Consider the following 15,215-nt stretch of genomic DNA (forward strand, 5'->3'; position numbering starts at 1 on the left):
GGACATCTTTCTGTCTAAGCAACATCAAAAAAATAGGAGCTGCTCCAATTGTAGATAGATCTACTTTTGGAACAGCTCCATTTTGCTTTATATATGATTTGTAACAGTCACTTCATCACAAACTGAGTACATCTCAACCTTTTTATGCACCATATGATGTCCTCAGAGCGATTCAACTCTTAAGATATTTACTTTTCAATTCAAGTAGAGCGCCCTGCAGACCATATATTCTACAGGGCGCTCTACTTGTTTCAGTACTAATTAGATATTACGCAGACATCATTAACAATTGATAAAGAATGACTGCCGCTTGGGCGCGAGTAGCCGTTCCTTTTGGATCAAACTTGTCATTGCCGACGCCATTGATGATGCCAGCTTTATGCATAGCTGCCACCGCTTCTTTAGCGTAGCTTGCAATAGCCGGTTCGTCATTGAAGGATGCTGCCGCTTTCTCATCATTCATCGTGATTCCTGCTTTCTGAATCGCTCGGTATGCCATTGCAGCCATCTCTTGACGAGTAATCTTGTTGTTAATACCGAAAGAACCATCAGTCAGACCGGACACGATACCGAGCTGCTGAGCCGTAGCGACCGAGTCGTAATACCACGCACCTTGCTTAACATCTGAGAATGTACTTGTTGCGTTCGGTTGTTTCAGGTCAAGCGTTAGCATTAACATTTGGATGAATTCAGCTCGTGTAACTGAACGGCCTGGCGCGAACGAATCCTTCGTCACACCATTTACGATTCCGCGTGCAGCCAATCCATCTATACTGTCACTTGCCCATGCGATTGCTTTCGAATCGCTGAATTTAACTGGACTAGCGATGGCAGCATATTTGCTAAAATGCTTCGCATTAAATTCCACCATGCCAGTATCCTTGCTATAACGGCCATTCTTGATGATTTCAAGTTTGCCATCATCCGACAAGTAGTAGATCACGATTTGATCCGGGCTCTCTCCAGGCTTCAGCGTGTAAGGTATTTCAACCTTCACCTGCTTGCCTTGACCGAAATCAGTAATTTTCTGACCGTCAACACTTAAGTTGAAGTCATAAACTGTATTCGAACCTACTAAAGTGCGTGCTGCTTCTGGCAGCGTACTGTTATCCACCTTGGCAACACTTAATTCAATACTGGTTTTGCCTGCGGTACCTTCGAATAAAGATACAGGCAACTGTACAGATACGAGCCCGAAAGAAATCTCAATACGTTTAATGCCTGCTTCTTTGGCTTCATTCACTTGTTCAACTGGTATGGATACTGTAATCAGTTCGGCATTCTCRACACCAAGAACGACTAACTTCATCGTTCCATCCTTCGCTTCAGGCAACGCCTTCTTCACATCATCGGCTTTGACTAGAGCTTTAGCGTTACCGCTCGAATCCACTTCTGCCTTCACTTCACCAGGTTTAACAGGAGTTTGATCCGTCGGTGATGTTGGCGTAGTATCCGGGTTAGTGCTATTGCTATTCGTCGTTGCTTGCGTTACTACGGATAGTACGGATTCTCCAGCATCATTGACAGCTGCAACCTTGTAGTAATAAGTAGTTGATGCCGACAAGTCACTATTTTGGAACTTGCTTTCAGTAATCAGCTGCGTGTTGACTTTGCTGTAACTGCCATCAACAGAAGCGGAACGATAAACGTTGTATCCCGTTGCGTTCTCCGAAGCTGTCCAACTGACCTCAATCTCGCTGCTGCTCTTCGCTTTCGCAGAGACATCAGTCGGTGCAGCAGGGCTTGGATCAAGGTTCAGATAACCTTCTGGATTGATAACCGCATAGTATGCCGGCTTGGCTACCAACCCCTTATCAAAGAGCAGAGGGCTTCCCGAAGCACGCCAGCTCTGGGAATCCGCCTTGCCCCAGAAGGTAACGCGTTCGATGCTGCTCGCATACTTCTTGAAAATAACGAATAGCTTCGCATATAGCTCAGCCTGTAAAGTCTCCTCTTCCTTCGTGAGCGTGCCCGTTGATGGGATATCCAGCTCGGTGATGCTAACCTTCACGCCTGCTTGAACAAAACGAGCAATACTTGCTTCTACGGTGTCTGTATTCAAGCTCTGGATCCAGTAATGCGCCTGCATGCCGATGCCTTCCACTAGCAAACGTCCGGGCTCTTTATTGCGATCGTCCGTTTTCCACTTCTCGTTAAGGTCTTCAGCCATCAGCGCCATACCTTCCCGTTTCCATGCCTCATTCTCGTTATAGTCGTTGTAATACAGAGTAGCTCCCGGATCAGCCAAACGCGCGAACACAAACGCATCGTAGATATAGTCGGCGCCGCTTTCTCCCTTGCTCTTATCAGCGCCGTTCTCATAAGCCATGTACCAAGGGGAATCCTTACGCAGAACCGTTTTCCAGTCCGTAGGAATGCCCGATCCGCCGTTAAAGGCCTCGTTCACGACATCCCAAGATACAACTTTGTCCTTGTAGTGTCCAGCAACATTGTTGATATACTGTTCCATGTTCGCCTTGGCTTCTGAACGAGTAAGTGGTTTGTTACCTTCGCCCGTAGTCAGCCAAGGAGCCGACTGGGAATGCCAGACGAGCGTATGACCATGAACCTTGATATTGTTCGCCTGAGCCCAGTTCACTAGAATGTCGGCATTACCGTAGTTGTACACGCCATTAGCAGAGCTTAAATACTGCGGCTTCATATCATTCTCAGGCGTCATGACGTTGTAATGATGCTTATACATGGCCGTGTTCTCAGCATCAGTCGTCTGATTAGGACTCATAACGTTACCGATTAGGAAATAATCCTTATAAGTATCTGCGATTGAAGTTAATGTCAGATCCCACTTAGGAATCTCCTTCAGATCGCCAACTTGGCTGATCACAATCTGGTCAATGTACCACACATCAGCATGTGTAGCTACATCGTTAGTAACTAAACGGAAATCGATTGATTCCAACGTTCTCTCCATTAACGGCGTTTGAACGTTTACCTCTTTCCATTGACCGATCGGCAGATTGCCTGGATTACTTGGAAGTTTGTTTGCGCTATTGGCGTAATCCTGATTAAGTACCAGACCAGGGCCAGTAAGCATACCTTTGCCTTCGTTACCGACAGCTGGGGCATAGAACCATGCAGAGATATTATAAACTCCTCCTGCAGGAAGCGGCTCAGCAAGAGTCAGCCGAACAGCGTTGTCTGCGCTGGTATAGCTTGTATCAGGTACATGTGTAACCTTAAAAGCGCTATCGTCGCTCTTCCCAGCACCAGTTTCATTGATCCACTCAATCTTTGAGGATGCAGCTGACGTAAAGAGGCTTCCTTGCTCCGCTTTATTGTCGAAGTCGAAACGCAACAACTCCTTGGTCTCTGGCTCCTCCACTGGCGCAGGCGGGCTTATGAGTTGCAGCTTTACCTCATCTAAATAGAAAGTGAAATCTGTCATTTGTGCGTCGTTGTGAAATACAATAGCGCTAACAGACTTATGGTCTGCAGGTACAGTGAATTCCAACGCTACATCCGCCCACTGACCAGCTGCCAGATTTACCTTGGTTTTCCCAACGGTGCCGTAAGTATCGTTGTTTCCGCTATCTTTGGTTTCTACACGTACGCCCAATGCGGCGTCCTTCGCACTAAGCGCTTTGGCTGTCAGCTTATACTTGCCGCCTGGCAACATCGGCATCGTAGGCAAGGTATTGCGGAGAGAAACCCCGCTGTAGTTGTTCGCAGCAGTCGGAGCTACGCTCAGACTGCTAGTACCTGCGGCAGCGTATTCCTGTGTCCGACTAACTGTCGCATCACCGTTTTGTTGAAGCGTGTTGCCGCTTTCAAAACCCTCATAGTAAATGACATCCGAATTTGGCATGAGGGTGAATGAATGTTGTATAGGAGCCGCAATCATATTGCCAGCGGCATCTCTCAGACGCATGATGTATATGTTGCAAACTTCACCTTTGTTTTTTGTAATACTGTTGAATGTCACTTCAACTGATTTGTTATCCTCAGCCCACTTAAGCGTAAAGTCGTCTGAGAAATCAAAGCCGATGCCAAAATCGCCTTTGTTCATAGGCTCATCAAATGTAATCTCGAGCGTATCGCTGGCAGTCAGATCCACCATGTCATTCAAACTGAAAGCAATTTCAGCATGAAAGTCAGTCGTTGTCGCCGTGAGTAAAGGACGGTTTCCGTCGTCCTTCAGGCTGTTCGGATACGGCGGCCAGTTCGGTTGAGGACCTGTCTTCTGAACTGTTGCTGATGCGTTCCAGCTGACCGTTTCCTGATTGTTCGCCAGCTTAGATTTGTCGATCGAGATCTCAAACGTGCTGCCTGGCATAGCCTCCATCTGCAACTTTTTCAGTGTGATGACATTAAAAGCATTATTTAGTATGCGGTTATTCTCATTAGGGTTCGTCGTTACGCCGTAATTGATAATCCAAGCCTGTTCAGTATCCTCCTGCAAAGATTGTGTCAGCTTGTTGCCATCGGCGTAGACTTCTACCAGATCCTTATTGATTTTGCTGGTAAAGCCATACATTACAGCCGCACCATTATCATTTGTAGCGGTGCCGTGGCGCAGTCCTGTTGCTAAGTCGATGCCTTGGAAGTATACAGTCTTGCTGTCCTTAGCAGTACCAACGGTCGTAATTTCATAACGCCCGATCTTAACTTGCTCATCCGTTAAATTAAACACAGCTGTGCCGTTGACAACATCGGCTGTCCACGTGTCCTTCGTCGGCTTGTTATTTCCGTCAAGTATCGTTAGTTTAACCTTCGCATCGTCAGAGTGAACCTTGATTATCGCAGGAATGCCTTCGGTGACAATCTCATTTTCGGTCCACAGCGTGTACTTGCCTGGGCGAGACCAACGGATGTAGGAGCTGTCGACATCGTATGGAGAAATCGTCATGTCAGAGATTTTGTCGTAAGTCCCTATTCCATAGCTTGGCGGGTCGCTTTTTGGGTAGAGATCCTTAACTTCCAGCGGCTTATTACTGAATGCCTTGTCCATAATAGCAATCATGAACGGCACGTCTCTATCCTGGATGGCGTGAGCACCGTCGCGCACACGTACAGCAATATTGTCACTGTCTAGAAACTCATAGACTTCTTTAGCCGCACTCATCGCCATAACAGAGGAAGGTGGGGTCGTCCAATCAAAGTTATTATCTGCGACAAATGCGATGAGTGGTCTCGGTGCCATCAGTGCCTCAACGGCATGTGAATCGAACGGCATATAATCCATATCCGTCTGTTGGTGGAATCCAGCCGCTGTTCCAAGACCCATCCAGAATGATTCGCCAGAGTACTGGATGCTATTGAGTCCTTTCTGGTTCCTGCGATAAATCCGGTCGAACGGTACGTTATAGTTAAATAATTTGCCTTCAGCGGTGTAACGGAAGCTGGATACACCAGACTGTCCGCTATCTACAGGCGCTGCCGCACCGACACGTTCGTCCATGGCTGCCGACATCAGAGCATATTTACCGTTTATAGAAACGCCTGTTGTAATCGACTTATATGGGTTGATATTCCATTGATTTTTACCGTCGTTAGCTTCGGCGCTAATCTCCATTGCGTCAATGATGCGGGAGACAGTCCATGCCGCCGTCATTATCGAACCCGTATTGAAATCATACTCGTAGGGGTTAAATGGGTATAGCTTATAGTAGTCTCCGTTTCTGCTAGCTCCCCAGTTAGAGACACTAATTACAGCGTAGCCGTTTTGGATCGCCATGGCTGACTGGCCGAAACCAAAGGCGATGATAACTGGCCAGCCTCCCTCAGGCGCTGTGCCCGTAGGTACGGTGACATTGCCAAGACTCGCAGTCACGGTTCTGTCGTTGTCTTTTATAGTGACATTGATTTGGTTAGTCTGGGCATTCACTGTGATGGCGCTCTTAGTCGTCGGGTACTTTCTGCCATAATAGTAGTACTGAATCAGGTCTTTGAGTTCTTGCCTGCGTTCGAACCAATCTTCGTCGGTTTCAACTCGGCCCGTTGTGCCGCTAGTGGGATCTAGAAACTTAAATAGATCGTTAAGTCCCGGTGACTTGGGCAAAGAGGTAATATCCTGTGGGAAAATATCGCGGGGCGGTGTAGGTTGTAAAGCCGTCTTATCGACCTTTGCGTTAATAATCACATTCTTCTGATCGGCTTCTATCCCAATTTTATCGATCTGGACACCGAGCGTACCCATTCTAGTAATGCTGCTGAGTGCAAGTTCGTATACATTTTCGCTTACTTTCGTCAAAGATCCCTTCTCCGCTAATGAGGAAGCGTAGTTAGATACTGCGGCGGGGGTGCCAGCGCTGAGAATGATATCATCTGCCGAAAGATTTGATACAGCTGCATTGAAGGTCAGTCTTATGGCGGTGCTGTTCCTCACAAACGCTGTGCCGCCAACATTTACCACGTTAAAGGTGATCGGGTTTCTATGGATATCAACACTCTTTTCCAAGTCGTCCACACCGTCCTTGGTAATCTTAAGATTGACGGTGCCTTCATTAGTAACCCCGCTAATTCCGAGATTATATTGAGTGCCGTTAGACTCGTCCACCACAGTCAACGTTCCTTTGGTTACACTAGCGGTACCATCTGAGATGGTAATGTCGCTCTCCACTAATTCCCGTACTGGTTCTTCAAAGACCAGTGTAATTACATTTGATGTCGTACGATTCTCCTCGCCATTCGCCGCTGCGGTGTAGTTAATTTTTATGATTTCATTATTATTAGGCATATTCTCATCAGCAAACACTAAATTCATATCAACTAAGGTAAGTGACATAATTACAACTAGAAACAATGAAATAAAGCGCTTACAATATCTCATGCTTTAGTCTCCTTCAACTTTTAACTTTTTCCGCAATAAATCTTACCTCCATTTGCGATAGACCTACTCAGCCGTATATTGTAGTGGTGGTAACGAGACCCGTTACTTTACTGGTCGGCTTTGTTCGGTTTCCTTGGTTACAATCACCTCCTTCATATCCTTTCATTTCAAGCGATTGGATACTGGTACATGACCTTCATTTGGTAAAAGTGACAGCCTCGCAGACAAAACGATAATATTACGTAAAAAAGCGTAAATGATATGACTAGTATGACTAGTATGTTTTAATACTATCTCACAACATTTAGTAGCGTCAAGAAATTTGTAAACATGAAGCTCAGAATATCTTACTATGATGATCTCCATATAACGCAGGACAGAAAAAACGCTCAAGCTGTTTCTTCATTTTGCTCCAGGACATGTAATCCTCCTATGTTCTATATCATAAAGTCATCTCTGACATTTATGGGGGATAGGGCACATTTTCTAAAGTGTCCACGACTTCGAACGATTAAGACAGTAGCTCCACATGTTATGATTTCAACAGTTCTTTATTTCGGGTAATCTGTTAAAAACAGATACATCTATATGAGTCTTGAATGGAGGGCTCCCGCTCTTAAATGTATTTCTCAAATAATGAGCAAGTACTTTTCTAATTAGCGAATGGTTGAATATCGGAGAATGTTAGTGGAATGGATTGAAGAATGATTTTTTTCGGGAATGTTATTCGGGTCACTTAACTTTAAAAACACTTATATCGAATATATATTTCAATTCATTAAATCCTATAAGCTATAAGCTAACAAAGAACGGTACTACTTTTTCAATCACAGCACTAAAGCATGTAAAACAAAAAAGATTAACGACGAGATTACCAATTCTACGAGAAGCTCCAATCAATTGGATAACAAAATAAGGACGTAAAAATATATTTACGTCCCCAACTACCCTATTCACTGACCCGAAATTTTTATAAATTAAGGAACAAACAACTTCTACATGCCCGCATGCGGGAACATATAGATCTACATTTCCAGTTCCAACCAAGCCACATACTCAACATGTAAGGACTGCTGAGCGTTGCACAATTTCCCAGATATAAAACCGCCAAGCGGTCAGCATAACTTTACATGAATGACCATCAAGCGAGCCGTTCGAGAATTTCTAACGTACCTGCAAAACGATAATATAACTTAATTGTGCTATCCTTTTACACCACAATCTTCTCAACTTCGTATTACGCGGAAACTCGTCGGCAAATGGTACCAGGGAACTGAAAATATCAGTTCAAAGACTCTGTCGAAATCGTCTTGCATCCGTTGAATAATGCGAAATTTTGGAAACAATTATTTAAGGCTGTTCGCAATTGMTTTGTTGGCTTTATGCCGTTCTCGTACCATATATTTTTAACAACAAGCGTCCCGGCTTTTCGCTCCGCGATTACCTCGGCTCGTCCGATGAGGCTTTCTCCGTATAATAGAGGCAGCACATAATAGCCGAATTTCCGTTTGATTGCAGGCGTATAAATCTCCCAAGTGTAATCGAACCCAAATAATTCTTTGATCAGTTTTCTGTCCCATATGAAATTATCTAGTGGGGCAATCAGCTCGCAGCGCAATTTCGGCGTCGGATTTTGCAGGACGGCTGCAATAAGCGGTAAATCCTCCGCACAGCAGTACAGTGTATCCTTCATTTGTTCCACGGCAACAGCAACAATGCGAGCTTCGTGCAACAGCTGGCGGAAAACCTCGTTGCGCTGCTCCGCTTTCAATCCCCATATGTTCAGCCAGGCATCGGATGCGCGATTCCATAAAAGGCCAACAGCTCCGATTCGACGCAGTACCCGCCACTTATGATGCTCAAGCTCGCCCTTCAACGGCTCCGGCGCATTCAGCAGATTTGGCTGTATGTACTTACCGGCGATATCGTAATATTTACGCGTTCCTTTTTTGTGATGGATAATCAAATCGCCTGTCGAGTACATCTGCTCCAGAACCGACCGGGATGAATTGTTTCCGCTGCTCCAGTGGATGACCGATTGCCAAGTGAAATTTCCTTTCAATTTTAGATCATTCGAACTTAGCACACCGTGATTTTGGATGTGAGCCAGAACTTGTTGTACCAACGCTTCCATTTCGGGATAGCGCTTAGCATGTTGTCTTGCAGCCTGCCTGTACCGCTCAAAGTACGGCCAGTTCTCGACAGGGATAATAGCCAAATTTTTGTCGGGATAATCTACCAAGAATCTATCTTTATACTGTAACTCGTCGAGCATGTTCTTGGTAAATCCTCTGATACGCGACTGCAACACCAGTTCGGCGTTTTTTCCGCAAACATCGATGGGATCGTATTGAATACAACCGACCTGCCGCACAAAATCCAATACTCCCTGCTTTCCAGCAAATTGATATTCGCCCAACAGCCCGTGCTTCAATAACAGAAACTGCCGTGCCTGGCGGTTCGTCATTTGAATCATGTACGCATCAGCTCCTTATCGAAACAAACGGAAGCTGCTTGCACCTGATGATGGATGGCGAGGTTGCTTATCTCAATAAAGTTACTATTTGCTTGTTGCCATAATGCTGGTATCCATTGGGGAGCTTCATCAGCAATCCCCTTTCCTAATTTTCCAATCACCGAAAATTGCTCTTTTTCAACAATTTCAACCACGTCTGTTCCCCCGATCTGTTAGAACACTAACAAAAACAAACATACGTTCCCGTAATATCTTATCATTGTCTTGAGCATAAAAACAAGAGATAATGAACTGCTGCCCGTGTCCTACGTGTAAGCAATCATTAAAGCAATGTAATTGAGCGAATCTGTTACATCTCATTTATTATTTCAGAATTATCAATATTAGACACTCCACATGTGTGGAGTCAGTGGCTCACTTCTCAACTGTCTTTTGATTATTATATTTCTGAATCTACCATATGTATTTACCTCTTTACGTGTATGCGATACACAACCACAAATATGTAGTTTATATAATTCTATTGAATTCTTGTAGACAACTCGTCTACGACATTTCAGGATATTCAGCTTGTAAAATTCTTTCGTCTACAATCCGTCTACAATATTAGGGTATAACAAAGCCCCGTCCTAGTGCGGGCGGGGCTTTCATGGTGAAGATCCACAATTCGCTGGAGTGTGATGCTTAGGTTGTTTTGAGAGATTGCATGATCCATTCGACAGGTTGTTCCAGGATTACTCCGTCTGTCTCCACCCATTGGGTAAGGCTATTCTCTTTGGCTTGAATAACGATAAAATACATATCTTCCGAAGCGGATGTATTCTGCAACGCCCTCACTCCGTCAGGAGCAATTCGAACGGAGGTTCCTTCGAACACATCAAATTCGTTTCCGTCCACTTGAAATTGACCTTGTCCTTTAAGAAAGATGTAGAGTTCCTCATTTTCTTTGTGTTTGTGATAGAAAGGGACTTCCGCCTTTGGGGGCAGATTATTGAGTGAAACTTCCATGCTCGTAAGTTGTAAGGATTCTTTTAGAAAGATTTTCCCTTTTAGCATTCCTTCCGTGACGTTTCCAAAATCCGAAAATGTACCTGCATGGTTAACCGAGTAATTCGCTTGATTCGGCTCCAATTTGCTCACCTCACTTTAGATCTAATTGTTTCAGTAACAGAATGATAAACTAAAAGGCTGGCAGGATGTTGCCTGTTTCGAGCAAGCTCTTTAAATTGTTGAGAATGACAGGCCAGCCATTATTAAATCCTTCCATCTTGCCTTCATCTTTGCGAATATCCTTCTCTAATAAATCCTCGTGGCGTAGCGTCAGTTTTACAGTAGAGTTCAAGGGTGATAATTCATAACTAACCTTAGAGAATCGCTCTCCTTCAACGTCTCTGATGCTCCAGGTAACTGTGAGTAGACGATACGGCTCACATACAAGAACTTCACCATGATGATCAACCTTATCTTTATCCATCAATTTAAAGCTGGAGCCAACTTGCCAATCTGAAAAGATTTCACGACCGAAAAAATACTGCTTGGTGAATTCACTGTTAGTTAGGGCTTGCCAAAGCTTCTCGGGCGTAGTTGCGATGTAAGTCGTATAAACGAATGAAGTCTTATTCATGGTTAGAATCCTCCTCTAAGGCTTGCTTTAGTGTGTTTAATGCCTCAATCCGGTGACTCTCAAACTTGCCGATCCAGCGTTGATAAATTTCCCCGATAGGTATCGGATTAAGATAATGCAGCTTTTCACGGCCTTGCCAAACGACAGTAACAAGGTTTGCTTCTTCCAGCAGCTGAAGGTGCTTCGTAACAGCTTGACGAGTCATAGTCATTTGTTTACAAAGTTCTCCTAAGGATTGTCCGTTATTAGCGAACAAGAAGTCGAGTAACTCTCTGCGAGTTCCATCGGCAAGTGCTTTAAATACTTTGTCCATGCCCTTATTATATGCAACCATTTAATTGCATGTCAAGCTTCACAGTAAAATTGCTCAGCTCCCTTTTTTGCATGTCCAGTCAAATACTTAATCACTACCGACACACAGCACTCAACGTACATGGTATGCGGGAACAGGTCGACAGGTTGCACGGTTTGAAGCGTATAGCCGAATACGAATGGCAGCAAGTAGCTTCAACTTTCTGGGATAGAAACCTATATCACTCTCACGCCAACTTACAACTATTCCAATGCCTTATTCATCTATATGGTCAATTTCCGGGACTAGCGTTTGTTCTCTTATATTAGTCAAATCATTATAGCGAGAATGGTGCAGATCGAAGATGTACTTCATACAAATGCAACAACATCAGTTTTGATGTGTGATAGGTGACCGTTACCAAATATATGTCTGTCGCTCATACAATCGATTCTGTGCATCAAACGAAAAAAAATGATATTATGTATGTTGGGTAAAAGACTTTACTACGGCTTTTATTGATTTTTATATATTGCAACAAGAGGAGATATTATGAGTAACGAACACAACTTTTGGCTTGATTTACCAAAGCCGTTTTTTATATTAGCACCAATGGAAGATGTCACAGATGTTGTATTTCGTCACGTCGTTAGTACAGCTGCGAAACCCGACGTATTTTTCACWGAATTCACAAGTACAGATAGTTATTGTAACCCTGCAGGAAGAGCCAGTACTCGTGGCCGGTTAACGTTCACAGAAGATGAGCAGCCAATCGTCGCTCATATTTGGGGCAATAAACCTGCATTTTTTGAACAGATGAGTATTGATATGAAAAAACTAGGCTTTCGTGGTATCGATTTAAACATGGGATGCCCCGTCCAAAACGTCGCATCCAATGGAAAGGGTTCTGGATTAATACAACATCCTGAACTTGCAGCCGAAATTATTCAAGCAGCAAAAGCAGGCGGATTGCCGGTTAGTGTTAAAACAAGATTGGGATACTTTGAAATTGACGAGTGGCGCGATTGGTTAGGGCATATATTGAAACAAGATATTGCGAATCTTTCCATTCACCTTCGTACAAAAAAAGAGATGAGTAAAGTAGAGGCGCACTGGGAGCTCATTCCTGAAATAAAAAAATTACGCGATGAAATTGCACCAAATACGTTGTTAACCATTAATGGAGATATTCCTGACCGCGCAACTGGTTTAAAATTGGTAGAACAATACGGCGTTGATGGTGTCATGATTGGCCGCGGCATTTTCACCAATCCGTTTGCTTTTGAAAAAGAACCTAAAGAACATAGCGCGAAGGATTTTCTCAACTTACTACTTTTACAGCTAGATCTTCACGATAAATATTCAAAAGAAAACGAACCACGTCCATTTAAACCACTTCTTCGCTTTTTCAAAATCTATGTTCGTGGATTTAGAGGCGCAAGCGAACTAAGAACTCAATTGATGGATACGACGTCAACAGATGAAGTACGTCGTTTAGTAATACCTTTTTTAGACCAAGAATTAGAATAAGGTATTTATCAAAAAAATGAGAGACCTCCCAAAAGTTCAATGAACTCTTGAAAGGTCTCTCATTTTTATATGATGTGGCCACAGAGACTTCTCAGCCAGCTTACCGCATGAAGCGTTGTCATACGGTGTTCACGCTCCTTTATTGACGAAATTTATTATAGATATTAATATTTTTATTAAGATAATAATTTCTAATATCATTAGTCCCTTTTTTCAGTCTATTTAAATTTATCCTAACATTGCGAAGCAGGAGGAAATGAAAGATGACGACGGCACCTGACAAAAACATCATCGTAACGAACCAGCCAACGAGAGAGCAGCTTGAAAAGATTTACGATATTTTAGATGAGTGCTTTTCAGTAGGCCGAGTTTTTTTCCAAGAAAGACTGGATCTCGATAGCACATATGATCCAGAGACAACATGGTTCGCAATGGTCGACGGTGAGATTGCTGCTAATGTGCAAATTTTCCCTCTTTCTATTAGAGTCGGTCAAGCGATCTTGAAAACTGGTGCAATGGGCAGCGTCGGTACAGCTCCGAATTATCGTGGAATGGGCCTTACGCACAAAATTCTTCATGCACAAACAGACTACATGAAAGAAACCAATTATGATATAAGTTTACTTCTGGCTAGTAAGCATGCATTTTATGAAAAGGTTGGCTGGGAACTTATTCCCGAGACTGCTTACGCTATTGAAAAGCAAGCAAGCTTTGAGCAGCAAAGCAGCTATGACATCGTTCCTTTTGAGCCTCGTTATCTTGATGATATCCGTTTCATATACGAACAGTTCAATCAGAATCGCACCTATACTGTAGTCCGTAATGAATCATACTGGAATGATCTAATAAACTGGCCGGAATGGAAAAAAGCAGACTGTCTGCTGCTCCGCAGAAATAAAAAAATTGTAGCTTATGGCATGATTGAAAAGAAGGATACTGAACAAGTATTTATTAATGAATTCATGTATTTGAACGAGGCAGTGGACGGTGTTGAACATTTATTTCATGCCTTATGTCAGCTGCGCCCAAGTGCAAAGCAAATATTAGCGATGCTGCCAGAGGATCATAAGCTATATTCCTTTTATCAACAACATCAAGCGCAATCCATTCCAATTAATCAGGCGATGTGGAAAATGATCAATCTACATTCTACATTCCAAAAGCTTCGGCCTGAATTGGAACATCGACTTAACACTAATAACTTGATGGCAGATCAAGAACTGTACATAGCGCTTCAATGCGGAGAGGATCATATATATCTTGATTACAAGCAGAAGCTGCTTTCCGTTTCCGATGTTAGTCATGCTGAGTCCTATGTCGAGGTAGAAGTGGATGAACGTAATCTCATAACTTATTTGATGTTCGGCTATAATGCGGCAGGCAGAGCAAAGGATAGTGCTGAACAGGCAAACATTTTGCAAGCTCTATTCCCGAAACAGCAGGCCGTGTTTTATTTGACCGACAAATTTTAAGTCATTTTCCTTCAACTGATGTTGCTTAATAGCTTATAAAAAGGGGTGTGTCGCAAGTCCAGAACTGCTCGGACTTATGACACACCSTAATTTCGCATAACGCTAACTACTAATCGTTTTTCATTTTTGATCTTCCTAACAAAACAGCACCATAGGCAGCATCCCTAATCGGCAAGATCAGCTTTGTTTGCGGGTAGGTTCGTGCAAGCTTTCGTTCCAATGCATCTTTTACAAAACGAGATTTTTGCAGCACACTTCCTGCAACGGCAATCGGACTTTCATATAACTCTAGTCGCTCAATAACAGGCACCACAAGTTCAAATAGACTGGCTGCACATTGCTCCGCTAGCTCAAGCGCTTGCGCATCCCCTTTCTCGCATGCTGTCGTCATGATCGGTGCGAGCTTCGCAATATCTTTTTTTGTTGTATTTTTATGATAAACAAAGCCAATAATTTCTTTCACAGTGCTTAGCCCAAGCTGCTCGTATACTAGCGCTGGAATGATTGTATCCGTCATTCTTCCGTCCTCTGCTTGAACTAAAATGGACAAGAGATTGCGCCCAATGCAATAGCCACTTCCCTCGTCATCAATGAGATGGCCAAAGCCTCCTGTGCGATGCTGCTCTCCCTTTTCATTCACCCCGAAGCAAATCGACCCTGTACCGGCAATGAGAATAATGCCTTGCATCGCATTTTGTGCTCCGTATAATGCGGTTTCTTGATCACCTGTAATCGTTAACGGCCCTATGTAACCATTATCTCTCACATGCTTCTCCAAAAAATGAACGACTGTCGGATTGCTTACGCCTGCTGCTCCTATACAGATATGAGTAACTTCCTCTAAATTGCTGCAGTAGAGCTTCGTTCGATTAAAAATTTCCTCAAAGGAGACAGCAATCGCATCAGCATCCCCGCCGTTATAATTAATTGGTCCTACAGTAAAGGTTAATAAAGCATCTTCCTGGTCATGGATAATTGTGACAGCTGTCTTGGTGCCGCCTCCATCAACTCCAACGATATATGCCATACTC

At 43.6% G+C, this 15,215-nt stretch carries 9 protein-coding genes; 2 read left to right on the forward strand and 7 right to left on the reverse strand.

The window, feature by feature from the left end; genetic code table 11:
- Positions 1 to 268: 268 nt before the first annotated feature.
- The 6 genes from AB4Z50_RS06880 to AB4Z50_RS06905 all read right to left on the reverse strand — a co-directional run bounded on the left by AB4Z50_RS06880 (position 269) and on the right by AB4Z50_RS06905 (position 11,224).
- Positions 269 to 6,790 (reverse strand): endo-1,4-beta-xylanase, encoded by a 6,522-nt coding sequence (locus tag AB4Z50_RS06880; RefSeq protein WP_441877271.1) that lies wholly within the window; start codon positions 6,788 to 6,790, stop codon positions 269 to 271.
- 1,282 nt (positions 6,791 to 8,072) lie between these two features.
- Positions 8,073 to 9,266, reverse strand: a complete 1,194-nt coding sequence (locus tag AB4Z50_RS06885) for a winged helix-turn-helix domain-containing protein (RefSeq protein WP_441877274.1) — start codon at positions 9,264 to 9,266, stop codon at positions 8,073 to 8,075.
- Positions 9,263 to 9,460: a hypothetical protein gene (locus AB4Z50_RS06890; RefSeq protein WP_076269681.1), complete on the reverse strand. Its 198-nt coding sequence runs from the start codon at positions 9,458 to 9,460 to the stop codon at positions 9,263 to 9,265. Before AB4Z50_RS06890 ends, AB4Z50_RS06885 begins: the two co-directional genes overlap by 4 nt.
- Before the next feature lie 490 nt (positions 9,461 to 9,950).
- Complete coding sequence (locus AB4Z50_RS06895) at positions 9,951 to 10,397, reverse strand: cupin domain-containing protein (protein WP_441877277.1); 447 nt, start codon at positions 10,395 to 10,397, stop codon at positions 9,951 to 9,953.
- Between the two features lie 49 nt (positions 10,398 to 10,446).
- Positions 10,447 to 10,890: an SRPBCC family protein gene (locus AB4Z50_RS06900; RefSeq protein WP_076269679.1), complete on the reverse strand. Its 444-nt coding sequence runs from the start codon at positions 10,888 to 10,890 to the stop codon at positions 10,447 to 10,449.
- A complete protein-coding gene (locus AB4Z50_RS06905) occupies positions 10,883 to 11,224 on the reverse strand; it encodes an ArsR/SmtB family transcription factor (protein WP_208629897.1) in 342 nt (113 codons plus the stop codon). The genes AB4Z50_RS06900 and AB4Z50_RS06905 overlap by 8 nt, the downstream gene beginning before the upstream one ends.
- A 510-nt stretch (positions 11,225 to 11,734) precedes the next feature.
- Here AB4Z50_RS06905 and AB4Z50_RS06910 point away from each other — a divergent pair.
- Both AB4Z50_RS06910 and AB4Z50_RS06915 read left to right on the forward strand, forming a co-directional pair.
- Positions 11,735 to 12,712: a tRNA dihydrouridine synthase gene (locus AB4Z50_RS06910; protein WP_430057220.1), complete on the forward strand. Its 978-nt coding sequence runs from the start codon at positions 11,735 to 11,737 to the stop codon at positions 12,710 to 12,712.
- 263 nt (positions 12,713 to 12,975) lie between these two features.
- The gene (locus tag AB4Z50_RS06915) at positions 12,976 to 14,184 is read left to right on the forward strand and encodes a GNAT family N-acetyltransferase (protein ID WP_441877282.1); all 1,209 of its coding nucleotides are present in this window, start codon (positions 12,976 to 12,978) and stop codon (positions 14,182 to 14,184) included.
- 109 nt (positions 14,185 to 14,293) lie between these two features.
- On the opposite strand, the gene AB4Z50_RS06920 is transcribed toward AB4Z50_RS06915, so the two are convergent.
- Entirely contained in the window at positions 14,294 to 15,211 is a 918-nt protein-coding gene (locus AB4Z50_RS06920) for an N-acetylglucosamine kinase (protein ID WP_441877285.1), read from the reverse strand.
- Positions 15,212 to 15,215: the final 4 nt, after the last annotated feature.

It is taken from the genome of Paenibacillus sp. 2TAB26 (genome assembly GCF_052115145.1).
GTDB lineage: Bacteria > Bacillota > Bacilli > Paenibacillales > Paenibacillaceae > Pristimantibacillus.

Coding starts and splice junctions, on each gene's coding strand:
- AB4Z50_RS06905 (WP_208629897.1), bottom strand. CDS start 11,224: ATGGTTGCATATAATAAGGGCATGGACAAAGTATTTAAAGCACTTGCC.
- AB4Z50_RS06915 (WP_441877282.1), top strand. CDS start 12,976: ATGACGACGGCACCTGACAAAAACATCATCGTAACGAACCAGCCAACG.
- AB4Z50_RS06900 (WP_076269679.1), bottom strand. CDS start 10,890: ATGAATAAGACTTCATTCGTTTATACGACTTACATCGCAACTACGCCC.
- AB4Z50_RS06920 (WP_441877285.1), bottom strand. CDS start 15,211: ATGGCATATATCGTTGGAGTTGATGGAGGCGGCACCAAGACAGCTGTC.